Below are 25,426 nucleotides of genomic sequence, written 5' to 3'. Positions count from 1 at the left end.
TCCCGTCATGCGAGCAACACACACCGTTTACGACCACATCGTGGTGGGCGCCGGGTCCGCGGGCTGTGCGCTCGCGCGCAGACTCGTGGACGCCGGCCGGACCGTCCTGCTGATCGAGGTGGGCGACCGGGACGACAACCCGGCCATCCATGACCCGGGGCGACTGTGGGAACTGTGGAACTCCCCGCAGGACCACGCGTACACCACCGAACGCCAACGGCACGCCTCCGGCACCCAGGTGTTCTGGCCGCGCGGCAAGGTCCTCGGCGGCTCCAGCGCCCTGAACGGCATGATCTACGTCCGTGGCAACCGGGCCGACTACGACAGCTGGGCCTACCAGGGAGCTGCGGGCTGGTCGTACGACGAGGTACTGCCGTACTTCAAACGCTCGGAGGACTTCGAGGACGGCGCGTCGTATTACCACGGGGCCGGCGGCCCGCTGCCCGTCAGCCGGAACCACGCCCCCAACCCGGTCACCACCGCCTTCATCGAGGCCTGCCAGGACTACGGGATCCCGTACAACGACGACTGCAACGGCCAGGACCAGCTCGGCGTGAACCTGCTGCACCGCAACATCCGCGACGGCAGGCGGGTCAGCGCGTGGACCGCCTTCATGGAGCCGGTGCTCGACAGTGCGCTGCTGACGGTGATGACCGGCGCGGCGGTCACGCGCGTCCTGGTGGACGGCGGCCGGGCGCGGGGCGTCGAGCTGCTGCGCGAGGGCCGTACGACGGAGATGCGCTGCGAAGGCGACGTGATCCTGTCCGGCGGCACCATCGGATCGGCCCAGCTGCTCCTGCTCAGCGGGGTCGGGCCGGCGGACGAGCTGCGGGCCCTCGGTATCGAGTTGACCGCGGACCTGCCGGGAGTGGGCGAGAACCTGCACGACCACACCCTCGCTCCGGTGGTGTGGGAGTCGGCACGGCCGGTGCCGAAGGGTACGGCCAACGCGCTGGAGGCCCACTACTTCGCCAAGTCCGACCCGGCGCTGGCCGTGCCGGACCTGCAGCCGCTGATGTCCCACCTGCCACTGCCGGTGCCCGACATGACCGTTCCGGAGGAGGGCCACGGCTTCTCGGTCCTCGCCGGGACGATCCGTCCGCTCAGCCGTGGCCGTCTGTGGCTGCGTTCGGCCGACCCCACCCAGGCTCCTGCCCTGGATCCTGCCTACTTCTCCGAGCCGTCGGACCTCGCGGCCATGGTGCTGGCCGTGCAGCAGGTGCGGGAGATCGGCGAGGAGAAGTCGCTGGGCGACTGGCGGGCCCGCGAGGTCGCACCCGGACCGTACGTGCGTACGGACGCGGAGGTCGCCGCGTACATCAAGCGGACCCTCCTCAGCTATCACCACCAGGTGGGCACCTGCCGTATGGGCATCGACCGTATGGCGGTCGTCGATCCGCAGTTGCGCGTACACGGCGTGGCCGGGTTGCGCGTCGCGGACGCCTCCGTCATGCCCTCCGTCACCTCCGGCAACACCCACGCACCTGCCGTCATGATCGGCGAGCGCTGCGCCGACCTCATCCTGGGAGCACAACTGTGACCAAAACCCTTCTCATCGGTGGCGAGTGGCAAGCCGCGGCCTCCGGAGCGGAGTTCGAGACCCTGGACCCGGCGACGGGGCAGCCCCACGCCCAGGTGTCCCTGGCGGGGACCGCGGACGCCGACGCGGCCGTACAGGCCGCCCGCGCCGCCTTGGAGAACCCGGAGTGGGCGGGACTCACCCCCGCCGCCCGCGCCCGGATCCTGTGGCGCATCGGCGACCTCATCGAAGAACACGGCGAGGAACTGGCCGAGTTGGAGACGCGCGACCAGGGCCAGCCGCTCGGCGTCTCCATGGCGGTCAGCGTTGCCGCTGCTGCCGAGCACTTCCGCTACTACGCCGGCTGGGTCACCAAGATCTACGGCGAGACGGCGCCGCTGTCCTTCCCCGGCGTGCTGCAGTACACCAAGCGCGAGCCGGTGGGAGTGTGCGCGCTGATCACCCCGTGGAACTTCCCGCTCATGATCGCGAGTTGGAAGATCGCACCGGCCCTCGCCTGCGGGAACACCGTGATCGTCAAACCCGCGGAACAGACCCCGATGACCACGGTGCGGCTCGTCGAGTTGTGCCGGGCGGCCGGTGTGCCGGACGGCGTCATCAACCTGCTGACCGGTGGTCCCGAGGCCGGCCGGGCCCTCGTGGAGCACCCCGGCGTGGACAAGGTCTCCTTCACCGGTTCGACCGAGACCGGCAGGGAGATCGTCCGGGCTTCCGCGGGGAATCTCAAGCGGGTCACGCTCGAACTCGGCGGGAAGGCACCGAGCCTCGTACTGCCCGGCGCCGACCTGGACGCGGCCGTGACGGGCTGTCTTCAGGGCGCGCTCCTCAACAGCGGCCAGGTGTGCGCCGCCTACACCCGGTTCCTCGTCCACCGCTCCCTCGCCGACGAGTTCGCCGAGCGCTGCGCCAAGGCCGTCAGCGGGATGCGACTCGGCGCGGGCAGCGCGCCCGACACCGAGCTCGGCCCCCTGGTCACGGGCGAACACCGTGACCACGTCCACGCACTGGTGCGCAGCGGGGTCGAGGAAGGCGCCCAGCTGCTCGCCGGCGGGGCCCCCGTCGACGACCTGCCGGGCTTCTTCTACCAGCCGACCGTGTTCACGGGTGTACGGGACGACATGCGCATCGCCCGCGAGGAGATCTTCGGCCCGGTGCTGTCCATCCTGCCGTACGACGACGAGGACGAGGCCGTCGCCCGCGCCAACGACACCGAGTACGGCCTGGCGGCGGCCGTATGGACCCGCGACATCGGCGCGGCGCACCGCGTGGCGGGCTCCATCCGCGCGGGCACGGTGTTCATCAACATGCCCAACCCCGTGGACGCCTCCGCCCCCTGGGGCGGGTTCAAGGCCAGCGGCTGGGGCCGGGAGATGGGCAGCGGAGCCATCGACGCGTACACGGAGGTCAAGAGCGTGTGGACCTCGCTCGCCTGAGGTGCCCGCCCGTCACGGACAGACAGCCCCGCGGGTTCGGACCGCACGATCCTGAGGATGATGCGGGGCCTGTCCGCCCGAACACCCGAACACCCGGACGCCCGGACGCCCGGACGCCCGGACGAGGGTCTCGTCGTCGCCCCGGCTCCACGATCAAACCCGCGCGGCCGTCCGGGGCCCTGAAGAGCCATGCAGCCGACGCCTGGTTTTCGTACAGCGACCGCATCGGTCGGCAGAGCTCAATGAGGAGTGTCGTGACCACAGGACCGATTCCCGACGTCGCCACCGCGGGGGGCGTCGTGCGCGGCCGCCAGGAGGACGGTCTCGCGGTCTTCCGGGGCATCCCGTTCGCCGAACCCCCGGTGGGGAGCTTGCGTTTCGCCGCGCCGCAGCCGGTGCGTCGATGGGAGGGCACGCGCGAGTCGTTCGCGTTCGGGCCCCCGCCACCGCAGGAGCCGTTGAGCCCTGCCATACCCATTCCCCCGCCCGGAGGAGATGACTGGCTCACCGTCAATGTCTGGACACCGGATCCGGACCCGGCGACGAGGCGCCCGGTGATGGTGTGGATCTACGGCGGTGCCTACAAGCTCGGTTCCGTCGACGACCCCGCCTACGATGCCGGCCGGCTGGCCCGTGACGGGAATCTCGTCGTGGTGACCTTCAACCACCGGGTCGGCATGGAGGGGTTCGCCCGCATCGAGGGGGCGCCGGCGAACCGCGGACTGCTCGACCAGGTCGCGGCCCTGACGTGGGTGCGGGAGAACATCACCGCCTTCGGCGGCGACCCCGGCCAGGTCACCGTGTTCGGCGAATCAGCCGGCGCCGGGTCCGTCGCCGCGCTGCTGGCGATGCCGAGCGCGCGAGGCCTGTTCCGGCGGGCCATCGCACAGAGCGTGCCCGGCACCTTCTTCTCCGACGAGCTGGCCACCGACATCGCCACCGCCCTCGCGGGCGAGCTGGGACTGCGGCCCACGGTGAGCGACCTCGCGGCGGTGGATCCGCACAAACTCCCAGGGGCGGGGGCTGCCCTCGGCGCCCGGATGAGTCAGTACGCGGACCGCTGGGGACCGATCGCGCACACGTTGACGGCCTACTCCCCCGTGGTCGACGGAGAGGTCCTGCCGACCGCACCGTGGCAGGCGCTCGCCGACGGCGCCGCACGCGAGGTGGATCTGATCATCGGGCACACCCGCGACGACACTTCTGACGGCGGTGTGACGTTCCTCGCCCTCGACGTGACCAGCGACGACTCGGTGAGCAGCGTCGTCCAGCAGGTGATCGAGCGGTTCGGGCCCTCGTCGAGCTCGGCAACGTCCTGACCACGGCAGACCTCACCGAGCTCAACCGCCAAGTGGACAAGGACAAGAAGGACCCTGAGGACGTGGCGAACGCGTACGCCGAGCAGCACCGACTGACACAGCGGGCCTGAAGACCCCCTGCCGAACCGGGGGGATAACCCCAGTGCGGCAGGCGTCCCGGCTGCTTAACGTGGATCGCATGACCGGAATGGACGCGCGGGACGCGGAACTCAAGAAGGAACTCGACGCCACCCTGCAGGCGCGCAGGGAACTGGGCGTGGAGTACGAGTCCGCGCTGGTCGACTCGTTCCTGGAGAAGGTCGACCAGCGGATCGACGGGGCCGTGGAGCGGCGGGTGCGCCGGCAGATGGCCGAGCAGCAGATGGTGGTGGCCCGGGGTTCCCGGTCGCCGAAGGCGACCGACTCCTGGGGCGAGCGCTTCGGCTTCGGCATCGTCTCGCTGGTGCTGGCGATCCCGCTGTCCGCGATCGGCGGCGGCGTCGGCCACCTGCCGGGCCTGCTCGTCGCCTGGATCGGGATCGTCGGGGTCAACGCCGTCCAGGTGGCCCGCACCAACCCGGGCCTGTTCCGCGGCCGCAGGCGTGGGTCGTCCCAGGACAGCGAGTGGGAGGACTGACCGGCCCACTCAGGTGGGCCGAAAGGTCCCGGAAAAAGCTATGCGCGGGGACCGCCGCACCCCCGTTGCCGGGGGGCGGGACGACGGCGGTCCCCGCGAGGGACGCGAGCCGGGTCAGGGCCAGACTGCGCGTCCTAGGCGTCTGTGGAGGTCCGGGAGCCGCTCCGGAGGTCCGTGACGCCGTTTTGGTGCCGGCCGGGGCGGGGAGCCGCTCCCGCCCTGCCGACAACCACTAATGTGCCGGACCCGTGTTAAGCGGGTGCTGCGTGGACGTGACGCCCTCGTACCACTTCTGCGAAGTCCACCTTTCAGGTGGGAAACCGCAAGTTCGCCGTGGCCACGGCCTGTTCACCGGACGTTTCCCGCCTGTGGGCCCGCCCGCAGCACAGGCCCTACTTCCCGCCCTTGGCGAGGAAGGCCAGCAGGTCCTGCCGGCTGATCACCCCGGTGGGCTTGCCCTCGACGAGGACGATCGCCGCGTCGGCCGCGCCCAGTACGGACATCAGGTCGCCGACCGGCTCGCCCGAGCCGACCTGGGGCAGCGGCGCGGACATGTGCTTCTCCAGCGGGTCCTCGAGCGAGGCCCGCTGGGTGAACAGGGCGTCGAGCAGCTCGCGTTCGACCACGGAGCCGACGACCTCGGCGGCCATCACGTCCGGGTGACCGGCGCCGGGCTTGACGATCGGCATCTGCGAGACGCCGTACTCGCGCAGCACCTCGATGGCCTGGCCGACGGTCTCGTCCGGGTGCATGTGGACGAGGGACGGGATGGCGCCGTGCACCTTGTCGTTGAGGACGTCCGCGACGCGGGCGCTGGGGCCCTCGTCCTCGAGGAAACCGTAGTCGGCCATCCACTCGTCTAAGTCAATCTGTGAACCGTAAGACAGTTGCCTGCCGGGCACCCGGCAGGCAACCTAGGTGTAGCAGACCCAGGGGAGGGACGATGGCAGGCAGCTCAAAGAGCTACCTCAACCCGGAGCTTGTGCGGGCAATCCAGCAAGGCATGACGTTCGAGGAGTGGCTAGACGGCCGTGTGCCCGGCCTGGACTACGCCCGCATCAGCGGGGACCAGGCCCTCAGGTCGGCCACGAAGGCCCTGTCTCGGGAAAAGGGGGTAGGTGTCCGCCACCAACACGAGGAGACCCAGGAGGTTGCGGCAGCCCACAACATCGCCATCGTCCGCTTCTACGAAGACAACAACATCACTGCGGCTGACCCTGAGGTGACCCGACCGGCCTTCCTGGAGATGACGAAGGCCCTCCTTCACCGCAAGGTCCCTGAGGGCTTCCCCGTGCGCGCCATCGTCGCCACCGAGCATGAGCGCGTGTGGCGCTTGCCTGAGGACTACATCCGGTTCCGCCGTGCCGTGATCACCGCCGGAGACGGAATCTTCATCGAGCGTGGCAAGGAATACGACATTGCCAGCGTCGGCGGGAACATCGTCGGCCTGGTCAACTCCGGTGTCTCTGAAGGAGAGGTCACCAAGACCAAGGAACGCATCCTCCGCGACATCAAGCGTCGGGCTCAGGACGGCACCACACCCGGCGGGCGTCGACGGTTCGGGTACCTGCCTCAGGACCCGATGACGGGCCGCAAGGTCAACGAGAAGCTTTGCCCCGAAGAGGGTTACTGGGCTATCGAGATGAAGAAATGGGGCATGGAAGGGGCAGCATGGAAAACCATTGCTCTACGGCTCCGTGAGCGCGGCATCACGGGCGCCTCTGGAGCGGAGTGGAGCGGCGAAACCGTCCGCCAGTACCTCACCAATGCCACTAACTACGGGTACCGAGAGATTAACGGAAAGCTCGTAGTCGACAAGGACGGAAACCCCGTAGTCGGCAAGTGGGAGACCATCGGCACCCCGGAAGAGTGGGAGTATATGTGTAACCTCTCAAAGCAGAGAGGCGCAAAAACCGGAAGCAGACTGACCAAGGGCGGAGGAAAGAACCCTGGCCCGCCAGAGGGACGAGCCCGTAAATACAAGTTCAGCGGCTACCTCCGATGCGGCAATATCCCGGTTGACGTCATGTGCAACACGAAGATTGGAGGGACTCGACGACCGACTAAGGCGGACCCTGATATGCATGAGTACGTCTGCAACGAGCTTGGCTGTGGGGGCGTCGCCCGGAACGGGAAGGAAGTGGACGCGCACCTTGAGGCCCTGGTTGTGGCTGCCCTCGAAGCCCGGTACAAGACAGTTCCCAAGAAGGAGAGCCCTTGGGACGGTGAGGAGCTTCTCAAGCAGATCAAGGAACGAAAAAAGACCCTCACATCCAAGTGGATGGAGGGCGATATTGATGATGACACGTTCTATGAGCTGCTTCCCGGCCTTGACGACAAGATCAAGGGTCTTGAGCAAGACCGGGAAGAGCACAACGTAGCGCTTGCCGAGACAAACGCCTTCAATGGCTGGGATCGGTCGCGATGGTATGGAGACCCTGAGAAGGATATACCTCCGATGGACCTGACTCAGAAGCGGATGGCCATTGGGAAGATTATCCGGGCCGTCATCATCATGCCGATTCCGGAGGGTCGGTCGAGGAAAGCACCGTTCGACCCCAACCTACTGAAGGTCATTCCCCGGCGGTGATCTCAGACAGACCGAGAATCTGACGAAGGTCTCGGTCCTGTTCCTCCGAGAAGGGCGGGAGCTTATCCAGCTCCCGCCTTACCCATTCCTCCAGCGTCATACTTCCCCCAGTCCAATACCTTGGCTTCCCAGCCCGTTTCCGTTCGCCACACAACGCGGAAAACACCAGCCGCTTTGAGGCGAGGCAAGCAGCGGTAGCACGGGGCACGAGTTACATAGACCGTCCCGCCTTCCAGGTCTTCACGCCTGGCATTGATCAACAAGTTCTCTTCGGCGTGGATCGCAATGCAGTTCCCGTAATCGCTGCCGGCGGGTATCTGCTCATACGTCAGCCGTCCTCGTGGACAGGCGCCCGCTAGACAGCCCTTCTCACCGGGGACAGTCCCATTCATCCCCGACATGACGACACGGCGCCTACGGTCCAGGAGGACCGCACCAACACGTGATCTGGTGCAGTCCCCCCGAGGGGCTACCGCGTCAGCGATACCTAGAGCCCAGTCATCCCAAGAGGGACGATCAGTCATCACCGAACACCGCTGCCATGGGAAGCGGGATCGAGCCGTCAGCCTTGCGAAGGATGATGACGTTATAACCGAGGATGGTCCGGCGATTCCTTGGAGTCTTAGCCGTCCCCCACACGCTTAGGTGGTCCACCTCAATCATGAGCTGATTAGGTCCCTGAACAATCCGGCCCATCTTGACCTGACCGCCACTGGTAGAAGCCGAGAGCGCGTAATCCCCCGGCTCGATGACGTTGCCGAACGAGTCGCGGTCACTCACAGTCCATCTCCATATCCTCGAACATCAGACGTTCGCCTCCTTGAGGACGCTTTCAAGAACATTCAGCTTGATTTCGATCCTGTGAACCGCACCCCACTGCTCAAAATCAATGGCACGGGCCTTGCTCCCCTTCAGCGCAGAAATCCGACCCTGAATCGCGTCCTTCAGCTTCTCGTCCTTGATGCTGACGGTTACCGTGACGCACTCCTTCGGAATGTTCGTCAGGTCGAGCTTGTGAGACTGGCTATTGCCCTCGTACTCGTAGCGCGGAAACGTCGCCATCACATGTCCTCGTAAATCTGAGTGGGTATCCCCGCCTTCTTGGCGAGGCTTGCAGTCATTGAGGCCCCAGGGCTCCCGCCCTTGATTAAGGCCAAACAGAGGTCAGCTCCAGCACTGACCATCTCCGCGTTGCGGAGGAATCCGGCACGCTTCCCGTAGGCGTCCCAGTCAGCCGGGTGCCGGCGGACGTTCATCCCGATCTCTCGTGCGAAGCGGTCGGCCATGGCATCGGCCCCCCGAGGGCAGGCCCCATGAATCAGAAGGCAATCACGGGGCCTGTACCTCCCGAGCCAGAGAACCTCTCCGATGACCCCTTGTAGAAGGCCAACGTCAGACCATGTCCGAGAGCCGGTGATGAGAAGCCGGATCAGCCCTGGCTCTCTTCGGCCTCCAAGAGCGGGTGAAAGCCCATGATGGAGTTCCAGGTGTCTGCCGCCATCTCCTTAGCCAGTTCGTAAGGCACGCCCGAGGCCACAGCCTCAGTGATGACAGTCCCCGAGATGCGAGCGGCAGTGACCGCATAGGCGCCCTGCTTATGCAGTCGCTCAGCGTTCATCTCGGTCTCAATGCCCGAAATCAGCTCCTCGAAGGAGCCCGCGGCTTCGGTCTTCTCGTTCTCGTTCTCGTTCTCGTTCACTACATCCCCCTCTTAGTGCTTACTTGCTTCGAGTTCCAACACACTGCCCCAGGAACGTCCACCGATTTCCGCGTCAGCCGGAATGAGTAGCCCCTGAACAGAGAACTCCATCAGCCGTGCCGCTTCGCGGGCCATGTCCGGTGCTTCCTTCTCCGGGAAGGAAAAAACGATCTCGTCATGGATTGGGAGGCGTGCATAAGGCGTAAAGCCTGCCTTGTCGAGTTCGATCAAAGCGCGAGCCGTCACGTCCCGAGATCCCCCCTGGACGAAGTAGTTCAATGCCCTGAACCACTTGCCCGGGTCGACCGGAAGACGACGACCAGTTGCCGTGTAGACGAAGCCTGTTCGCCGGGCCTCGTCCGCTAGGCGTTTCCCGAATGCGCCAACTCCCGGATACGTCCTGGCGAAGGCGTCCAGCACCTTCCGTGCGGTTTCCTCATCGACGTGCGCTTGTTCCATGAGGGCAGCCCAGCCACCCCCATACACGGTAAGGAAGTTCGCCATTTTGCCGATCTTGCGGGCAACGTCCGCAGCATCAGCGGTTATCTGGTGCAGGTCCAGGCCGTTGAGGAATGCGTTCATCATCGTTGGGTCACGAGAGAACGCAGCCAGATAGCGGAGTTCCATATTCCCGAAGTCGATGGAACAGCTAACGTGCCCCTCATCGGCAAGGAACATGTGCCGAACATAGCCGTCCCCCGCAGGGAACGTCTGAGCCGGAATGCTCCCGGAAATACTCATCCTGGACGTTCTAGCCTGGAGCGAATTTATGCTTCCGTGGACGCGATTGTTCGCGTCACGGCCATTCAAAGCTCGCTCAAACCAGGTCTTACGCCACTTGCCCGACTTCTTCGCCTGGACAACGGCATTTGCTAGCGGGTGGTTGATAGCCGATAGAACGTCGTCGTCAATCGACAGGTTGCCCTTGGCGGTTCGCTTGGTGAGCTTCACTCCAAGGTCAGTGAATACGTCGATGAGCTGTTGGTTGCTGTTGACGTTCTCGACGCCAAACGTCTTGGCGACAAGTTCCCACCGCTGCTGTTCCGCCGAGAGTTCCTCACACCGCCTTTCGGCGTACTCGACGTCAAGGAGGTAGCCGGTACGCTCCATTTTGGCTGTCACGTGGGCTAGCTGGTGTTCCCAACCTATGAGCCCTTGAGACTTGGAACGGGCCGGTACAAGGCGATAGAGAAGCTGGAAGAGGCGATATGCAAGAGCCGGGTCCATGCCCGCATAGAGCAAGAAATCCGAATCGAACAGGTCAACCAGCTTCCAAATCTTCTCCTTCGTGGTCTTGTACTTCTTGGCAATGCCCGTGATCGAGCCCTTGACCTCATCTGCGGTCGTCTCGCAGATGTAGAACTTGGTCAGCTCTTCCAACTTGAGCCCAGGCCCGCGCTCCTTAACCGCCCTCGGGTCAACGAGGTGGGCCAGTAGACGCGTATCCCACATCTTCGGAGCAAGCTCCTCCACGGGGATTGCTAGCGTTGCCTCCACGACATGTAGGTCAAAGGTGCCGTTGTGGGCAACAAGCCATTCAAGGCGGCGCAGTGCCCACCGCACGGCTTCACCGAATACCGGGCCCTTCTCCACGGGGATGACCCATGCTTCAGAGCCCGTACCGAACTGAGCCAGCCGGCACCGGAAGCCTTCCGCCCACCAATCGAGCCCAGTGGTTTCCGTGTCGAACCCCAAGATGCGATGACGAGAAATGAACTCCTCGAACTCAGGGAGGTCCCTTTCATCCTCGACAACGCGAATCGAGATCGGCTGACCCTTCAGCCGGTAAGTAAGATGTAGCAAGAGACCTCCCCCGTCTAGAGTTGTTCAATGAATGCCTTTCCTACGAACTCCGTGTAGGCAGGCGGAATGCACTCCCTGATCCCCTCTCGGGACATCCAGGGAACGCCTAGGTCATCCTTTGCATCGTCCACCCCAATGAAGTTCCCGACGTAAATCCCCATCTCGTCGGGCTTTCGACGGCGGCCCATCTTTGTTTGCCGCCTTATGTGCTCCGGGTGATCCGGGGGCTTTAGTTCCCAGCCGCCCGACTCAAAGAGGCGATGCCGATAGGTGTTGAGCCCGAAGTAGGTCCCACACAGCAGAACGGGATTCCGCATTTTCGGCTGGGCACCCATTACGTTCTCAATCACCCACGGAACACCTACTTCTCTCAAAGCACCACGAGTCGGGGCCAAGAGGTCGGGGTGTTCGTTCTGCTGTATTCGCTGTGTCTTGCTGTAGCGCTGACACGGAGGCGAGGCATGTATAAAGTCGAACTCGTGCCCGTGCTGGAATAGGTACTGAATCGCATGGGCCTGGACGAACTTGTACGGGTAGCGAGGCTGCGGGGCGATGTCTACGCCCACCACCTCAAACCCCGCATCGCGGTACCCCTTACCTGCTCCCCCCTGGCAGCAGTAGAGGTCAAGTAGTTTTGGAATCCCCCGTACCCCCTCTACGGCGCTACGCGACCGTGCTTGACGAAGGCGGCATGGGTGTAGGGCATGGACTCCCGAAACTCCCGCTCCATTGCCTCTGCGACCATCTCAATTTCCCGCTGAGGGAATGAGGGACATTGAGCGTCCTCGGAGATGGTTCGAAGGCTCAGGAAGTGCATGAGAGATCGGGCATTGCACGTCGCGTAGTACGACGTGAAGATGCCGACAGGAAGAACCATCCGTGCCACTTCACGGGCAATGCCTCGGTTGAGCATTCCTGTGTAGTGCTGGAAGGCCCACGCATAGGCCGAGTAGAAGTCACGCTCAACCACGTGCCTCTGTGCCTCGTTGCCTGGCTCGAACCGATAGGCGCCCGCCTTGCCAACCTGAACCAGGTTCCTTTCAGGTGCGGGCTTGTAGAAGACGCCTTCTAGCTCCTTGTACCTGCCGGATTCCTCGTTGTAAGACCAGCCGGCACGGTGCCTCATGTGTTCACGGGCAACGAATATGGGGGCCTCTACGAGGAACGTGAAATGGTTGTGCTCGAAAGGGCTCCCGTGCCTGTCTCGCATCAGGAAGTTGATAAGGCCCTCGGTCGGCAGATCGTCAGCGGCCGAGCGCTTGCCGATGGTCGAGACCCGTGCGGCCTTGGCAACCATTACGTCGTTGGCCGATAGGTTGACCATCTTCACGGTTACGTCTGACCTAGTGGTGATGTCTGTCAATGGACGACTCCAAAGGAAAAGGGGGCCGAGGAATCCCCGGCCCCCTGAGGTGCCTTGAAAGAGCGGTCAGCCCTTACGTGAAAGAGCCGTCCTTCTGCCGCCAGAGCGGGTCACACTGCGAGCCCTTCGGGGCGTTGCAGAACAGCGCGGCCCAAGCGCCCTTGGCGCCCTGGCCTTCCCGCAGAGTCCGGCCGTGCTGGCAGGAGTCGTTATCCGGTGACGGGGCACCCTGCTGCGGCTGGACCTTCCCGCCCTGGAAGGTCTTCGGCGCCGAGTTGCCGCCCTTTCCGGCGGTCGGCTGGTGGGTCTCACGAACCTTCTTTGCCGCCAGGGCTGCGAGGTCGATGACACCCTTGTCCGCAAGGGCCTTCATCACGTCCACCGCGTTGACCGCGACCTCTTCGGCGGACTCCCCGTAAACGGTCGGGGTGATCCATTCGGCGTCGTATCCGGCAGCAGCCTTGAACGTCAGGCCGATCCGGAACTTGTTCGGAGTGGTAGCGGTCACGGTGTTCTGGGTCATAGGCGGGGTCTCCTTTGGAGTTTCGGGCTCGCCCCAGGGCGAGGGACCATCGAATGGGTTCGGGAAGCTCATTCAGCTCGCTCCGGTTGGTTGCTAGTCACCCGGCAGGCAACTATCTGGGCATGAAAAAAGTCCCTAGATCGGGCAGGCGCCCGACGCACAGATTTCGTCGTAAGAGGTATCCGCGGTGTCGATTCCTACGGCTGCCGCAAGCTCCTCGTACTCTTCCTTGGTGATCCGCTCGTAAGGCGGTTGCTCAAAGGAGAGTTCCGGGAAGATCGTGGTTCCCTTGAGCTTCGGAAGAAAGGGCACCAGGGCCTCAATGAGGTCGTCAACCGAATAAGCCTCGGGGTCGACGTTCACCGTGTAGGACACTGCCTGATCCGCCCAATGCTCCTGATAGAGAGCCTGCACAGAAAGCATGTCCCTGAGGGTCAGATTTCCCGCGTGCTGGAAGACTCTGCCCCCGACATCCACAAGCGGGTCTTTCGTCGGAATGGTAACGACAGAGGTGTTGGCCGCGTACTTGTCGGGCTCCACGTGGTAGCCCTTACGCCGGTACTCCTCCACCTGAGCCTTCTCGGAGGGCTCAAGGTCAGAGAAGCGGATACGGCGCTTGAAGTACCCCGCGAACGGCGCGTGAACGGCCTCGCCACTGGTGCCGGCGAGCTTGCTCGTCGTGCCTGTAGGGGCTATCACCCGCGTCTTGATCGGGACAGGAATCCGCAGCTCGTTGGCGTACTCCCTCGCAGCCAGGGTGACAGTCTGAGCCATTACATCAAGCTCATAACCGATCCCCCCTTCCACTGCCCTGGAATACTTGACCCCCAGCTTCACCAGGAAGTCAGCGAATCCCAGGTGTCCAACCCCAATGCGGCGGTATCGAGCAATTGCCCCAGCCGACTTCGGATCAGCCACCTTGGCAAAAGTGGCCCGTATCAGATATCTCGTGAGGTACCTGTGTGCCTTCCGAAGCCCCTCGTCGTCTATCTCCCCGTCATCGCTGACGAACGCACCGAGGTTCACAGAACCAAGATTGCATGGCTCCCAAGGGGTAAGGGTTGCCTCGCCACACGGATTGGTCGTGTACGTTCCATCAACCTCCCCCTCTGCCGTCAGACTCGAATTCCAAACACCGGGTTCGCCGTTCCGGAGCATTCCGGCTGCAATCTCCCGGAGGATCGGCATGGACGGTGACGACATCTTGCGGAGAAGACGAATGAAGTCGTCGTCAATTTCAACGCTGATGTTCGTCGTCCAGTGACCTCCCTCAGCCTTGATCCGCAGGAACGACCAGATAAGCGGGTCACGCCAATGCATGATCGACATGCGGGCAGATCGGCGGACGCCCCCGGAGACGATGCACTGAGCAACAGCGTGATCGATCTGCATAGCGTCAATGCCATGCAGCGGGCGGCCGTGCCCGTCCCTGAGCACCTGGCCCACGGCCTTGAGCATCTGCCCGAAGGGTTGGGGCCCCGAGGCCGTACCGCCGAAAGCCTTCAGGGGAGTTCCCTTGGCCCTCACACGGCTCACGTCGTAGACACGAGCTGCGTGACGCGTGCCCGGAGCGTGCGCGGTCCGGATGAGGTCTCCCAGGGCCTCAGCCCAGCCCTCACGGCTGTCCTGGACCTGATAGGCCCCCGTCCACTCGTGGCTGTACTCCGTGCTGATCAGACCAGCCTCAACGAGGTCGAGGAAGTCAGCATGGTCCGGGTCACAGACGATGTGGACCTCTACCGGGATGACCAGCTCGGGGAAGCCGTCGAAGTAGCGAGAGCTGTAGTTGGCCCCGACTCCTCCACCCTCCGCCAAGCGAAGGAGAGCGAAGGTGAAGTGCTCCTCAGGACGCTCCGCGTCCCAGGCTGCTGCCCAACAGTTGTTCAGGGCGAAGTCGTTGACCCCGCTGGACTTGAGATGACGTCCCGCCGGCAGTACCCGGAAGCTACCGATCAGGTCGAGCAATGCCGCCCGCTCCCCGGCCTCGATGTACCGCCCGGGGACAAGAGAGAGGTTGCCGTCTACGACGCGTTCAACGGTCTCCGCCCATGTCTCCTGCTGGCCATTCGGCTTCACGCGGGAGTACGTACGCTCATAGACGGTCCTGGCCGTCTCGGTTGGAAATGCTGTCATGCAGTCACCTTTCGTAGGTCGCGGTTCATCTGCCGAGCCAGGGCATCGAGCCCGCGGTTGCTGGCTTTGCGCTCGGTGTCGTCCTTCGGGGGGAGTCCGAAGACGTACCGCCGCATGAGGATCTCCCGCTGATGCTTGGGGAGTCGGTTCAGCGCCAAAGAGGCATCGAGACGCGCGGAGACGAGATTGTCAGTGATCCGGCAGGAAAGAAGGTCATCCTGTCTGCCGAGCATCTGACCAAGCTCATCGTCTGAGTAGACAAAGGTGGCTAGGGCCAACTTCGCCTCATCGGGGGTGTAGTAGTAATTCCCATCCTCAACGTCTCGCGCGTCGCGCTCCTTTGAGGCGAACTGTGTCCCGGCCTTCTTGGCGAACTGCCAAAGGAAGGTATCGGTGTAGTTCTTCTCGATCAGTGTCTTGCGCTCGTAGGCATGCAGCAGAATTGCTTGTTTGACGTCGTCCTTCTCCACCACACTCCACGCTGAGGAGATGGACCGAGCCGCCTTGTCCGCGATATCCGCCACGTGAGCCCAGTCGATCACAGTCACGTGGTGTCCCCCTTCTTTGCAAAGCGCCCCCCTGCGCCACGAACTAGCCTGCCGTAGCGCTCGCCTTCCACGACGAAAGAGCCGTCTCGACGAATGTCTACGGGGTAGGGGGATACGTCGTGGTCTCCGACGTAGAGGATTCCGAACCCGGCTTGCCAGTTGGCCACTGCACCAGGACCGAGGTATTGAGCTTTCCTCGGGTCCATGAGGTGTCCCACCTCGAAGCCCCATCGCATTCCCCCGAGATGCGAAGGGCCGTGCCGGCGGACGCCCAGGCGGTGAGTGTGGCCCATGACGAGATTCATGGTGGCCTTGCTTGCGTGGCCGTAGGCGGTTGTACCTGCAATGCTCGACAGGCCCTTGATCTCGTGGCCATGGATGAGTCCGGTGTCCGGTCCCACTTTGTGAAATGGCGGGGTGAGGTCGATACCGAACGCATCGAAGTCCAGCAACTTGGAAAAGTGGAAGTCGCTCGCGTACTCGGCCAGTGCAGGAGCCTTGGCACTCAGGTACGTACGGGGCCGTAGATCGTGGTTGCCCTCCAGAATCCCAAAGGGTCCGTCGTAGACGGCACGGATGGGCTCGAAGACAACGCGCTTAGTCTTCTCGGACTCGCTCTTGACCTGCTGCTGATACTCGTACCTCGTTCCCTCATTCCAGCGGCTTGGCGTCTCATAATCATTGAGGTCGCCAATCTGGTACAGCTCGTCAGGCTGGTAATCCCCGATGAAGCCGATCAGATTGTTGAGGGCCTTCTGATCGTGGTACGGAACCTGAAGGTCACTGATGACGACTACACGCTTCAAATGGTCTCCCCCGTCGCCTTTGCGTAAGCCTCGCCCCAGGAAGCACCCTCGTCCTGATCGAACTGCACGTTGCTGAGCACTATCCCGATGCTGCGGGTTGCTCCGGTAACTACGTGCTTGACCATCTGAGCGGCGGTCTTGCCTTCGTGCTTTTTCAGCTCCTCCAGAGGAACACCGAGGCGGTTGAGCACGACACCGACCACACAACCGGCGCTCACCGGATTACCGTCCTCGTCGTCGTGGACGTAGAAGCAGGAAAGGCCCTCGTCGTTCTCCATGTACTCAGGTGACGAGTAGACGAACTCGGGGCGCTCGGAAACGACCGCATGAAGCGTCTCCCTGACCTGGGCATCGGTTACGTTGATCACGTCAGTTGTTCCCCTTCTTGGAATAGCACTTCGGATCAGCAATAACGGCAATCGACTTTCCGGCGCTGTCTCCGCCCCTGGTGGTGAAGACTCGGTGCCCGAATCCGTCGCACTTAGAGGCGAAGTTGGCGAAGCCGTCTGGCATGGAGTGAATGACTGCCGGGCCGTCGTCCTTGTAGGACACCGGAGCGTCGTTCCACGGCTCCGTCACGGAACTGCACCCGGAAAGAGAAAGGGCCGCCAGAGCGGCCCCAAGAGCTACAGCAATGCGCCTCATGTGGTCTCCAGCCGGGCAATCTCCCGATGGATGTACCAACGGGCCTTCTTCAGGTCTTCCAACTCACTTGCCTTGGACTTCCGGCCAGCCCGAGCGAGATACTTCACGGCGTTTCCGCGGTTGAAGTTCATGTGCTCGGTGAGGTCGATTACCTCGATGCCGTTGGGAAGCCACGTGTAATGGTTCGGATGGTTGACGGAATCGCTCTTACCGAGCGGGTCACTCTTCACTACGTCCGCCCTTACTTCGTCTTCTTTGAACCAGAGGTAGCGGATAACGGAGCCGTACACCTTCACGTAGTAGGAGTACGGGGAATAATCGGGGGGCCTCACGCTTGCAATGCGGCCACGCTTCCCCGAATGCTCGCCCTCGGTAATGATGACCTTGTCGTTGACCTTCACATCCCGATCCGTTTCGCCAGGGCCTCAGGCCCGAAGTTCAGGAGTACAGAGTTGGAGTCCCGGCTATCGGTCATCTTCACGACCTTGCCATTGGGCAAATCGGCCGCTAGCTCGTCCATGAAGACAAGCCCCGGCTCGTCCTCTGCGATGAGAAAAACGGTCTCGTAGCCCAAGAGAGCGGGAGTCCAGTAGTCGCGCCATGTACCGGTGCCAGGGGCGCCCACAGAGGGGATTCCGGCGAGAGCCCAAGACTGGGTGTCGAACTCGCCCTCAACGACCACCAGGACCGGACTGGGCTCGATCAGGGCCGACGTGTTGTAGAGCCTCGGGGGGTCCCCAGGAAGTGACCTGTACTTGCCGTGCTCCTGGTGCCGTTCCTTCTCACCCTTCAGGAAGAAGTACGTCCCGTCAGAGTCCTTCACGCACGCATCTGCGATGCACCTGAAGCGAACGGTTGCCACCCCGTCCTCTCCGCCGGCAGGGCGGATGTAGGGGAGAGCCAGGTAGCCCGCGTAACGCTCATGCCCAGGTATCGCCGAATCGACGTAGCCCAGGCCGAAGCTGCTTGCCACCTTGGCGAGGCCCCGAGCCGCTACGTACTCCTCGGCCGGACTGCCCTGGTAGCTCTGGTGATATCGCTTGGCTATCTCCACCGAATTCTGTACGTGCGTGTTCTTTGGCTTCAAGGAAGCCAATACCTTCCTCCCTCATGATCACGGCATAGCTGTCTTCGCTCAGGTTGCAGGCGAAGCAGTTCCATCGGTTTCTATCGAGATCCACCGACGCGGAAGGATTTGAGTCCGGATGTGAAGGGAGGGGGCAAGCGATTTTCACTCGCCCACTCGTCGCCTTCGCTTCAAACCCGTAGTAGTGGGCGAGGACTCTACCGATCGGTGGTTTCGATGAGCTGTCGCTCACCATTTGGACCCACCTTGTAGCGCGTCACCGGGAATTCGTACTTCCGGGCTGCGGCCTGCCACATGTGGTAGTTGCCGCGCCAGTTCCGCGAGTACGACGGGTCAGAGCCCGTGTAGGTGTCGCTCATCAGAAATTGAAGGTGCTGCCGGACCGAGGATCGACGTTGAAGTACAGCCCCCGAGTGTTGCTCTCGAAGTGCTTGAACGGGTGCTTACCGCTCACGGTGTAGTCACGGACGCCAGCACCCAGCAGGGCCTTGGTGACGGCCTCATAGTGCTTCCGCGGGCTGTGCTCACGGTCTCCGCCAATCTTGGCGCCCACAGCGATCAGCGTTTCCGCTTCCGCGATGGTGAGGGTGAGGGTGATACCCGGCACCTTCTCAACTCGCTTGACTTCCTTGTCCACGATGGTGCGCTTGGCCTCAGCCATGTTCGATCCTTAAAGGTGTTTGGGTACTCGGGAGATCAGAAGCGGTAGGACGGGGCCTTGGGCTGCGAGAGCCAACGCAGGTTGCCTGTCATCTGCTTGGAAACGTCCTTGTCGCGCACGGAGACACCGGCGTTGCTGAGGGCGTAGTACACGGAATCGGTGTGCATGCGCGGTGAATTCGAGTCCCCGGAAATGTTGCCGACCAGCGCCATGAGCGCCTCAGCCTCTTCCGCCGAGAGCGTCAGGTTGAAGGCCGTAACCTTCTTCTTCTCGGTGACGAGCTTCTCAACGGTGGTGCTTACAGCCTCAGCCATTTTCGTTCCCTTTGTCGAATGTGTAACGAGGTCCGAGGACTTTCCAAGCTGGATAGTTCTCTAGGTAGTCGGCTGCCCGCCTTAGTACCTCAGGCCGGTCCCTAGCCCCTCGGGCTAGGAGCTGCGAGTTGCAGCGGGCACAAAGAAGGCCGCGAACCGCCTCTGTCTTATGACAGTGGTCCACGGCCAAATTGGTCTTGCGCGTCTCTTGGCAGATCGCGCACTTTCCCCCTTGCGCCTCGAAGAGGCGCCGGTACTCCTCGGCAGATAGCCCGTATGTTGCCTGTAGTCGCGCGTTACGTGATGCCTGCCGGCGGCCCGCCTTGCGGCAGGAAGAACAGACCTTCCCCCGAGAGGAGGTGTAGAACCTCTCAGACCTGTTCTTCCCGCACTTTGTGCACTCCCGGTATCCCTTGCGGGGTTCGGCCATTAGACCCCCGTCCTGATGGCCTTCTCCAGCTTGCGGAGTTCCTTGAGCCGGGCGTTCTCGTCCACCATGGCGAACAGGTTGAACAGCGGCACCGCCGTTGTCAGGCCCTTGTTCTGGAAGTCGATGACTGCCGTCTTCACCCCGCCCTTGGCGGCCCCCACGAGAACCCTGGAAAGCTGGTGCAGATTCAGACGCTTAGGGTCGCTGATCTCAACGACCATGGCGACACCCTCAGTGTCCACCCCCGACAGATCCAGGCCGGGAAACCGGCCCTCAAGCGCGAAGCCGAACTCACGCTCAGCCTTGAAGCCGCCCCTGATGCTCTGCACCTTCGTTGTGCTTTCCATCTTCAACGTACGCCTTTCATACCCGGCAGGCAACTTATTAACCAGCGAAAGAATCCGGGAACTCCTCGTCAAGCTCCTCCAACCGCAGGTTGGTGCGGTTGAGTCGGAAGCTAGCGAAGGTCCCCCCGGAGGAGTCCTCGAATCCTTCTCTGTTCTTCACTGGGCTCACATTAAGGATGCGGCTGTTCATTCCGTCAACCTCTTTGTGAATCGTCAGGATGAGCGAGGGCACGCGGTGCACCTTGCCCTTCACTCCACTTAGCGGAATGGGCTTGAGGCCGTCAGAGTGTTCACCAGTGACATGGTGGAGGCCGAGCACATGAGCGGCCGTTGCCCGCGCCATGTCGTCCAGATATTCGCACAGGCCCTCCAAGCCAAATGTGAAGCTCTCCGCATCCCCTACGACTCCCGTGTCAACATTCGTAACATTGTCGACCACCAGAAGGTGAGGTGTACATCCGTATACCTCCAGATAACACAAGAGGTGAACCTCAATCTCCTGTTGGGTCGGCCTGGCCGAGAAATTGAATCTCGTCCACCACCGCTTTCCTAGGGCCGCTTCATACTCCGTGAAATCACCTTCCGTCAAGGCGCGCTTGACGGTTTTGGAGTCGTCCCCGGTGATCATCGCCGTGGCCCTAGATACCTGCGTTGCGGAACTTGAGTCAGCAGAGAAGTACAGGACTGGGACATTAGCCGTCATCGCCAGGAACAGCGCGAAGAGACTTTTGCCCGTGCCAGGTCCCGCAACCACTAGAGAAAGCTCCGACCGCCGGAACTCGACCTCTAGCCGCCTCAGTGACTTGAACGTGTGTGGAATCGGCTCGCCAGCGGCCCCCCGAATCCTTACCGACTGCGCGAGGGAGAACAACGGCTCACCTTCCTTCCTGTTCGCACGCCCCACCCGGCAGGCAACTTTCATTGCCTTAAAAAAGCCCCGGATGGGGCGTGTCCTGCTATCTACAGCATATGCCAGCGTCACTCACCTGAGCAATGACGTTTTACCCGCGCCGTGAGGAACAGGCGTAAGCGACATCACAGAATCGGCAGTGAAAACCAGGCTTGGCAGGGAACTCCCCCGCCTTCACGCCCTGGTCCATCTTCACGAAACGATCCGCAACGTCAGCCTCCGTCACGCCTGTCAGGTCGACAGGTCGAGACAGGCCGCCCGTCTTGGCCATGTACCAGTCCGCATCATTGACCTCCGCCCCCAGAACCTTCCGTACCAGGACCCCGTACGTCTGGAGCTGGAACTTGCTCTTCGTGCTGCCTGTCTTGAGGTCCCGCACCCGGACCGACCCGTCAGGCTGGTCTAGGAGCTGGTCCACGTAGCCCTGGACAGTGACACCACCGATGTCAGCCGTCAAGTGCCTTTCGATGCCGGGGGTGCCGGCGGGGTCCTTCCAGATGGCAGGCTTGTGCTCCTCGGCCCACTGGACATACGCCCGCGTCTGCTTCATCCCGAGGACGTACCGGGCCTCAATGTCCGACTGGCCATCGGTGCCGGCTGTCATCCACCGGTCAAGGTTCGGCTCGTCCGCGAGGCTTTCGTTGATGCGCCTCGTGTAGTCCTCGTGGAACAGATCGGCTACCTGATCCGCGGTGAGCTTTCGCCCACTTTTCTCGTACGCCTCGATGGCGTGATGAAATGCCGATCCCTGATGAGACCACCCCGCCGGGCGGGGCTTTACCTTCCTAAGCCGCTGTAGCTCGTACTGGTGCGGGCACTTTTCGTACTGCTCTGCTTGGCTGACTGACCTTGACATGGTTGCCAGCACAGAAAAACGGTCGCTCATGGGCCTCCCAATCGGGTTGCAACTCGGGATGCACCACGTGCACCCAGAACTTCGTGGACAACGGAAACCACCTGTGAGGGTGATCGTAAGAGTCCGTTTCCACAACCCTATTTCGCCAAGGCGACCTGAGTTCCGCGCTGACCCTCAAGAGAGCCGATACATCCTCGTCCCACAAGGCATCCGACTCAGTGACGATGAAGTACGTCCCAGCGGTCAGCGTCGCCACACGCTTGATGCGCAGAGCATCGGACGTGTAGACCTCCGCCCGCTGCACGACCTGAGCCGCGTGTATCACTGCCCGCAGCTCGGCACGCGTCTGCCCCCGGCAGACCGCCCCCGTGACCATGAGTACCACCGTCCCCCTCGCTCTCCCCGCCCCAACTGCCTCGAACGGTCGTGCGAGCGACCGGCCGGTGAGAAACGAGAGTACGCCTGTGCAGACGTGAAGCAAATGTGAAAACTGGTGTGGTCAGGATCACAGCAAGCGCTATATGTTCGCAATGCAACCAAAACAGGCCCTCGTAGGTCATACCTACTCGGGCCTCGTCGGGTCGATCTAGCTACTCGGCGGTAGCACCGCTCTGAGCTGGGGAGTAACGGAACAGCGCCGTCCGCTCGTCTTGAGGAACGTCGTCCGGCCACCTGATGACGAGAGAGCCATCCCGCTCAGGTTCGCGCCTCACCCAGCGAACACCTTGGACAGGATCCAGGTCTAGGACTTGTCCAGCCTTGATGTGGTTCTCGAATGTGCGCAACGCCAGTTCTGACCGCTTGGAGACCTCCCCGCCCATCTGCTGACGGACGAAGGCCCGGAGCCCCCAAAAGCTCTCGTCCTTCCTGAGCGCATCCTTGGCGGGGTGATTGGTTAGATCCCAGGGGAGAAGAGCCGTGGCATCCCGATAGGCGGCACGAACGTACTTCCCCATGGCGTTGAACCGCTTGGTAACGGCCTGCCGACTCACGCCGAACTCGATGCCGATTTCGCGATGGGTCAACCCAGCTTCTTCCTTCTTCAGAAGCTCGGTATCACTGGGAAGAATTGGCCTTCTCATTTCCCGTCCCTTATCGCTATTCGCTATTCATCATTGTGGGTTCAGCCACCTCCAGCGGGTAGGTGCGCGGAGAGTCTACGTACTGTAGCGGGCCTAGCTGGGGCCAGGCACCGCGTATTGATACCAGTGTGATCCAGGTCTCAGACCAGCGCCACAGTGTCCGAGGCAGGGCCAGAGGACACGTACATACTTAGTGAGAGCCAAAGAGAACGGATGCAGTTGTTCCGGTAGCTCTACTACTACTCTAAGTAACTGAAACTTGTTGTTGAAATGGGACTGGGTTAGTCCGTCACTGGTCCGTTCAACAGCAGTCTTCCCCCTCTGTTGAGTCTCCCTGTGGTGGTCAACCCAGGTAGAGAGCCAGACGGGGCGAGTGGCCCCGGAGCCAGACTAGAAGCCTCCGGGGCCACCACCAAGCCTGTTGGCGTAAGGGATCAGCTAAGGCGACTAGATACGTTCGAACACACAAGCGAATAGGGGTGGAGGCCATGCCTCGGGCTGCGTCGATCTGCCTCGTTCGCGGGTGCACTAAGCGAACCGCACGGTCCGGCCGATGCGACGACCATGCGCCACCTGACCGCCCCTGGTCACGCACCAGCGCGAGGAACCAGCTCCGGGACGCTGCCCGCCGACTATGGGACCGACGAGTCAGGCCGCGGGCTCTCGCTCGCGACGGATTCGCCTGTGTCCTCTGCGGTGAGCGTGAGGCCCTGGAGGTCGACCACATCCTTCCCATCGCCCAGGGCGGTACGTGGACCCTGGACAACGCACAGACCCTGTGCCGGCAGTGCCATGCAGAGAAGACCGCCAAGGAACGGCGGAAGCAGTAACGGCCTCTAGCTCAGGCGAGAAGAGCACCGGAGTGAAATCCCGGAGGTCACTGGTTCGAATCCAGTGGGGCCGACGAGGTACCCGTGCCGAGTAACACGGGGTAGCCCGGCGGGTGTATGCGATATCGGACCGCAGCCCGATCCCTGCCGGGTCTATGGCCATTAGCTCAGTCTGGTTAGAGCGCCGCCCTGATAAGGCGGGGGTCCTAGGTTCAAATCCTGGATGGTCAACGAGGACAGGCGCCCTTTCCTGAGGGCTTAAAGCGCGACTTAGGCGGCGTGCACCTGTCCGTGAAAGTGGGGTAGCTCCCCTGTCCCGGCAAGTCGCCCTGATCAGGTGACCGAAGGGACGCGCGTTTCGTCTAGTGGCTCAGGACTCCTCCCCTTCCGGGAGGCAACGCGGGTTCGAATCCCGTAACGCGCCTCATGCTTCCTTAGCTCAATGGCCAGAGCGCCCGCCTGTCGAGCGGAAGGCTGCCGGTTCGAATCCGGTAGGGAGCGCTAGGAGTGATGACGGCAACACTCCTATGTCTAAACTCGTCCGTCCGCGTAACCGGCTACGCGTTATGACCGTCCGGAACTTGGGTTGTGTGGTGTAGAGGTAACACGTCTCCCTTGCAAGGAGAAGTCGCGGTTCAAATCCGACACGATCCACCAATGACGTGTAGCTCAATGGCAGAGCAGGGCACTGTTAATGCTCGGGTTGCTGGTTCGAGTCCAGCCATGTCAGCCGTAGCGGGATGGCGCAGTTGGTAGCGCGCCGGGCTCATAACCCGGAGGTCACCGGTTCGAGCCCGGTTCTCGCCACTTGGATCTGTAGCTCAGTTGGTAGAGCGGGGGACTCTTAATCCTCTGGCCGTAGGTTCGAGTCCTACCAGATTCACGGAGCAAGAGACATATGTAGGGCATGCACTCCCTTGGCGCTGTGAGACAGCGGCTCTCTTGCAATGGGACGTAGCTCAATTGGAAGAGCACCGGTCTCCAAAACCGGACGATGTTGGTTCGAATCCAACCGGCTCAGCTTGGCCCGAAAATAGCGGCCTGACCGCTGCAACGATAGGGCAAGGGGAAAGCTCACGGTGAGCACTGCCCGAGTAGCTGAGGCTAGTCACCTCATGCGAAACAGGCGGTGGGTCGGTTCAAGTCCGTCGCCCCGCTTCTGGCTATAGCTCAGTAGGTAGAGCGCTCGCTTTGGGAGCGAGAGGCCGCAGGTTCGAGACCTGCTAGCTAGACCACCACCAGGCCCCCGAGGAGGGGCCTTTGTTGTTGTTACCTCAGTAGGAGTGATGCACCAATGCACGACGTCCAGGAGGAGCCCGAGGGCCCCCGGCTCCGAGCTGCTGACCTGCCCAACAGGGCTCAGCGCAAGGCCGGTTGGCGTCAAGATGCGCTCTTCGAGCTTGAGGACCTGGCCGACCTGTACGACGTGAACGTGTCGGGGGTGAGGCTGCGGTGACGCGAGGACCAGCCCCCAAGGACAACGCCGTGAGGCGCAACGTCCACGAGCACGCACAGAGCCTGCCGGCTGAAGCCCAACCCGGCCGCGAGCTGCCCAAGGGGCTCGGCATCACGACCCCCGGAGCTAAGCGGTTCTGGAAGACGTGGAGCACTGCGCCCCAGACAGCGGCTTGGACTGAGACCGACTGGGCTGAGCTTGAGCTGACGGCAAAGCTCGTTGACGGCCTTTTCAAGGGCGACTTGAAGCTTGCCGGAGAAATCCGGCAGCGGGTTGCCAAGTGGGGCGCGACTGTCGAGGACAGGGCCAGGCTCCGAATGACTTTCGACAAGACCGATGAGAACGAATCCGCGGTGCCCTCTGAGGCCCCTCCGGAGGTCGACATGGACGAGGAGCTTTACAAGCTGCTGAACGGCTCCTAGATAGGCGGTGATC

The 25,426-nt window shown here is 62.6% G+C and carries 29 protein-coding genes, 10 tRNA genes and 4 pseudogenes; 19 read left to right on the top strand and 24 right to left on the bottom strand.

The window, feature by feature from the left end; genetic code table 11:
- Positions 1-7 precede the first annotated feature (7 nt).
- The 5 genes and pseudogenes from ACFYO2_RS26860 (at position 8) to ACFYO2_RS26840 (ending at position 4,908) form a co-directional block, all read left to right on the top strand.
- Positions 8-1,540, top strand: coding sequence for a GMC family oxidoreductase (locus ACFYO2_RS26860; RefSeq protein ID WP_388353988.1), 1,533 nt, complete (start codon positions 8-10; stop codon positions 1,538-1,540).
- Positions 1,537-2,973 (top strand): aldehyde dehydrogenase family protein, encoded by a 1,437-nt coding sequence (locus tag ACFYO2_RS26855; protein ID WP_388353985.1) that lies wholly within the window; start codon positions 1,537-1,539, stop codon positions 2,971-2,973. The genes ACFYO2_RS26860 and ACFYO2_RS26855 overlap by 4 nt, the downstream gene beginning before the upstream one ends.
- A 242-nt stretch (positions 2,974-3,215) precedes the next feature.
- Positions 3,216-4,172, top strand: a pseudogene (locus tag ACFYO2_RS26850) (carboxylesterase/lipase family protein); the annotation flags it as partial.
- Between the two features lie 92 nt (positions 4,173-4,264).
- A pseudogene (locus ACFYO2_RS26845) lies at positions 4,265-4,402 on the top strand (glycine betaine ABC transporter substrate-binding protein); the annotation flags it as partial.
- Positions 4,403-4,479: 77 nt separating this feature from the next.
- The gene (locus ACFYO2_RS26840) at positions 4,480-4,908 is read left to right on the top strand and encodes a hypothetical protein (protein WP_388354225.1); all 429 of its coding nucleotides are present in this window, start codon (positions 4,480-4,482) and stop codon (positions 4,906-4,908) included.
- A gap of 392 nt (positions 4,909-5,300) precedes the next feature.
- Here ACFYO2_RS26840 and ACFYO2_RS26835 read toward each other — a convergent pair.
- Positions 5,301-5,789: pseudogene (locus tag ACFYO2_RS26835) on the bottom strand (CBS domain-containing protein); the annotation flags it as partial.
- A 62-nt stretch (positions 5,790-5,851) separates the two neighbouring features.
- On the opposite strand from ACFYO2_RS26835, the gene ACFYO2_RS26830 reads away from it, so the two are divergent.
- Positions 5,852-7,498 carry a recombinase family protein gene (locus ACFYO2_RS26830; protein ID WP_388353983.1) on the top strand — a complete coding sequence of 549 codons (1,647 nt, stop codon included), beginning with the start codon at positions 5,852-5,854 and terminating at the stop codon, positions 7,496-7,498.
- A gap of 62 nt (positions 7,499-7,560) precedes the next feature.
- Here the strand turns inward: ACFYO2_RS26830 and ACFYO2_RS26825 are convergent, their stop codons facing one another.
- From ACFYO2_RS26825 to ACFYO2_RS26715, 23 genes and pseudogenes are all read right to left on the bottom strand, one after another.
- Positions 7,561-8,022 (bottom strand): deoxycytidylate deaminase, encoded by a 462-nt coding sequence (locus ACFYO2_RS26825; RefSeq protein WP_388353980.1) that lies wholly within the window; start codon positions 8,020-8,022, stop codon positions 7,561-7,563.
- Complete coding sequence (locus ACFYO2_RS26820; RefSeq protein WP_388353978.1) at positions 8,015-8,278, bottom strand: hypothetical protein; 264 nt, start codon at positions 8,276-8,278, stop codon at positions 8,015-8,017. The genes ACFYO2_RS26825 and ACFYO2_RS26820 overlap by 8 nt, the downstream gene beginning before the upstream one ends.
- A gap of 24 nt (positions 8,279-8,302) precedes the next feature.
- Positions 8,303-8,560, bottom strand: a complete 258-nt coding sequence (locus tag ACFYO2_RS26815) for a hypothetical protein (RefSeq protein ID WP_388353975.1) — start codon at positions 8,558-8,560, stop codon at positions 8,303-8,305.
- The gene (locus tag ACFYO2_RS26810) at positions 8,560-8,916 is read right to left on the bottom strand and encodes an SLOG family protein (protein WP_388354222.1); all 357 of its coding nucleotides are present in this window, start codon (positions 8,914-8,916) and stop codon (positions 8,560-8,562) included. The genes ACFYO2_RS26815 and ACFYO2_RS26810 overlap by 1 nt, the downstream gene beginning before the upstream one ends.
- An 11-nt stretch (positions 8,917-8,927) precedes the next feature.
- Positions 8,928-9,197, bottom strand: a complete 270-nt coding sequence (locus ACFYO2_RS26805; RefSeq protein ID WP_388353973.1) for a hypothetical protein — start codon at positions 9,195-9,197, stop codon at positions 8,928-8,930.
- A gap of 12 nt (positions 9,198-9,209) precedes the next feature.
- Positions 9,210-11,000: a DNA polymerase gene (locus tag ACFYO2_RS26800; protein WP_388353970.1), complete on the bottom strand. Its 1,791-nt coding sequence runs from the start codon at positions 10,998-11,000 to the stop codon at positions 9,210-9,212.
- 14 nt (positions 11,001-11,014) lie between these two features.
- Positions 11,015-11,641, bottom strand: coding sequence for an SAM-dependent methyltransferase (locus tag ACFYO2_RS26795; RefSeq protein WP_388354219.1), 627 nt, complete (start codon positions 11,639-11,641; stop codon positions 11,015-11,017).
- A 14-nt stretch (positions 11,642-11,655) separates the two neighbouring features.
- Positions 11,656-12,324, bottom strand: coding sequence for an FAD-dependent thymidylate synthase (thyX, locus tag ACFYO2_RS26790; protein ID WP_388354217.1), 669 nt, complete (start codon positions 12,322-12,324; stop codon positions 11,656-11,658).
- A gap of 112 nt (positions 12,325-12,436) precedes the next feature.
- Entirely contained in the window at positions 12,437-12,886 is a 450-nt protein-coding gene (locus tag ACFYO2_RS26785; RefSeq protein WP_388353967.1) for a hypothetical protein, read from the bottom strand.
- A 135-nt stretch (positions 12,887-13,021) separates the two neighbouring features.
- The gene (nrdJ, locus tag ACFYO2_RS26780) at positions 13,022-15,019 is read right to left on the bottom strand and encodes a ribonucleoside-triphosphate reductase, adenosylcobalamin-dependent (RefSeq protein WP_388353964.1); all 1,998 of its coding nucleotides are present in this window, start codon (positions 15,017-15,019) and stop codon (positions 13,022-13,024) included.
- Entirely contained in the window at positions 15,016-15,567 is a 552-nt protein-coding gene (locus ACFYO2_RS26775; RefSeq protein ID WP_388353961.1) for a hypothetical protein, read from the bottom strand. Before ACFYO2_RS26775 ends, nrdJ begins: the two co-directional genes overlap by 4 nt.
- Positions 15,564-16,373, bottom strand: coding sequence for a metallophosphoesterase (locus ACFYO2_RS26770; protein WP_388353958.1), 810 nt, complete (start codon positions 16,371-16,373; stop codon positions 15,564-15,566). Before ACFYO2_RS26770 ends, ACFYO2_RS26775 begins: the two co-directional genes overlap by 4 nt.
- Positions 16,370-16,741 (bottom strand): hypothetical protein, encoded by a 372-nt coding sequence (locus tag ACFYO2_RS26765; protein WP_388353955.1) that lies wholly within the window; start codon positions 16,739-16,741, stop codon positions 16,370-16,372. The genes ACFYO2_RS26770 and ACFYO2_RS26765 overlap by 4 nt, the downstream gene beginning before the upstream one ends.
- 273 nt (positions 16,742-17,014) lie before the next feature.
- A complete protein-coding gene (locus ACFYO2_RS26760) occupies positions 17,015-17,419 on the bottom strand; it encodes a DUF3310 domain-containing protein (protein WP_388353952.1) in 405 nt (134 codons plus the stop codon).
- Positions 17,416-18,105 carry a topoisomerase gene (locus tag ACFYO2_RS26755; protein ID WP_388353950.1) on the bottom strand — a complete coding sequence of 230 codons (690 nt, stop codon included), beginning with the start codon at positions 18,103-18,105 and terminating at the stop codon, positions 17,416-17,418. The genes ACFYO2_RS26760 and ACFYO2_RS26755 overlap by 4 nt, the downstream gene beginning before the upstream one ends.
- A 25-nt stretch (positions 18,106-18,130) precedes the next feature.
- Positions 18,131-18,340 (bottom strand): annotated as a pseudogene (locus ACFYO2_RS26750) (hypothetical protein); the annotation flags it as partial.
- A 123-nt stretch (positions 18,341-18,463) separates the two neighbouring features.
- Positions 18,464-18,766, bottom strand: coding sequence for a hypothetical protein (locus tag ACFYO2_RS26745; RefSeq protein ID WP_388353948.1), 303 nt, complete (start codon positions 18,764-18,766; stop codon positions 18,464-18,466).
- Positions 18,767-18,801: 35 nt separating this feature from the next.
- Complete coding sequence (locus ACFYO2_RS26740; RefSeq protein WP_388353945.1) at positions 18,802-19,080, bottom strand: hypothetical protein; 279 nt, start codon at positions 19,078-19,080, stop codon at positions 18,802-18,804.
- A complete protein-coding gene (locus ACFYO2_RS26735; protein WP_388353942.1) occupies positions 19,073-19,510 on the bottom strand; it encodes an endonuclease VII domain-containing protein in 438 nt (145 codons plus the stop codon). The genes ACFYO2_RS26740 and ACFYO2_RS26735 overlap by 8 nt, the downstream gene beginning before the upstream one ends.
- Entirely contained in the window at positions 19,510-19,857 is a 348-nt protein-coding gene (locus ACFYO2_RS26730) for a hypothetical protein (protein ID WP_388353939.1), read from the bottom strand. The genes ACFYO2_RS26735 and ACFYO2_RS26730 overlap by 1 nt, the downstream gene beginning before the upstream one ends.
- Positions 19,858-19,894: 37 nt before the next feature.
- The gene (locus tag ACFYO2_RS26725; RefSeq protein ID WP_388353936.1) at positions 19,895-20,839 is read right to left on the bottom strand and encodes an AAA family ATPase; all 945 of its coding nucleotides are present in this window, start codon (positions 20,837-20,839) and stop codon (positions 19,895-19,897) included.
- Positions 20,840-20,858: 19 nt separating this feature from the next.
- Positions 20,859-21,653 carry a RecB family exonuclease gene (locus ACFYO2_RS26720; RefSeq protein WP_388353933.1) on the bottom strand — a complete coding sequence of 265 codons (795 nt, stop codon included), beginning with the start codon at positions 21,651-21,653 and terminating at the stop codon, positions 20,859-20,861.
- Between the two features lie 560 nt (positions 21,654-22,213).
- Positions 22,214-22,705, bottom strand: coding sequence for a hypothetical protein (locus ACFYO2_RS26715; RefSeq protein ID WP_388353930.1), 492 nt, complete (start codon positions 22,703-22,705; stop codon positions 22,214-22,216).
- A 488-nt stretch (positions 22,706-23,193) separates the two neighbouring features.
- On the opposite strand from ACFYO2_RS26715, the gene ACFYO2_RS26710 reads away from it, so the two are divergent.
- From ACFYO2_RS26710 to ACFYO2_RS26650, 13 genes are all read left to right on the top strand, one after another.
- Entirely contained in the window at positions 23,194-23,535 is a 342-nt protein-coding gene (locus ACFYO2_RS26710; protein ID WP_388353927.1) for an HNH endonuclease, read from the top strand.
- Positions 23,536-23,609: transfer RNA gene (locus tag ACFYO2_RS26705), tRNA-Phe, on the top strand. It abuts the gene before it with no gap.
- Positions 23,610-23,691: 82 nt separating this feature from the next.
- Positions 23,692-23,766: transfer RNA gene (locus ACFYO2_RS26700), tRNA-Ile, on the top strand.
- 120 nt (positions 23,767-23,886) lie between these two features.
- Positions 23,887-23,959, top strand: a tRNA-Glu gene (locus ACFYO2_RS26695).
- Positions 23,960-23,963: 4 nt separating this feature from the next.
- Positions 23,964-24,036 (top strand) — tRNA-Asp (locus tag ACFYO2_RS26690).
- Between the two features lie 82 nt (positions 24,037-24,118).
- Positions 24,119-24,192 (top strand) — tRNA-Ala (locus ACFYO2_RS26685).
- Position 24,193: 1 nt separating this feature from the next.
- Positions 24,194-24,265, top strand: a tRNA-Asn gene (locus ACFYO2_RS26680).
- A gap of 4 nt (positions 24,266-24,269) precedes the next feature.
- A tRNA-Met gene (locus tag ACFYO2_RS26675) sits at positions 24,270-24,342 on the top strand.
- A 3-nt stretch (positions 24,343-24,345) separates the two neighbouring features.
- Positions 24,346-24,418 (top strand) — tRNA-Lys (locus tag ACFYO2_RS26670).
- A 65-nt stretch (positions 24,419-24,483) separates the two neighbouring features.
- Positions 24,484-24,556: transfer RNA gene (locus tag ACFYO2_RS26665), tRNA-Trp, on the top strand.
- Between the two features lie 138 nt (positions 24,557-24,694).
- Positions 24,695-24,770 (top strand) — tRNA-Pro (locus ACFYO2_RS26660).
- Positions 24,771-24,829: 59 nt separating this feature from the next.
- Positions 24,830-24,991: a hypothetical protein gene (locus ACFYO2_RS26655; RefSeq protein WP_388353924.1), complete on the top strand. Its 162-nt coding sequence runs from the start codon at positions 24,830-24,832 to the stop codon at positions 24,989-24,991.
- A 29-nt stretch (positions 24,992-25,020) separates the two neighbouring features.
- Positions 25,021-25,413, top strand: coding sequence for a hypothetical protein (locus tag ACFYO2_RS26650; RefSeq protein ID WP_388353921.1), 393 nt, complete (start codon positions 25,021-25,023; stop codon positions 25,411-25,413).
- Positions 25,414-25,426 lie beyond the last annotated feature (13 nt).

Origin of the sequence: Streptomyces sp. NPDC006602 (assembly GCF_042870385.1) — a bacterium.
GTDB lineage: Bacteria > Actinomycetota > Actinomycetes > Streptomycetales > Streptomycetaceae > Streptomyces.
Note: the sequence above shows the minus strand (reverse complement) of the source record. Positions and strands in the feature narration are given on the sequence as shown.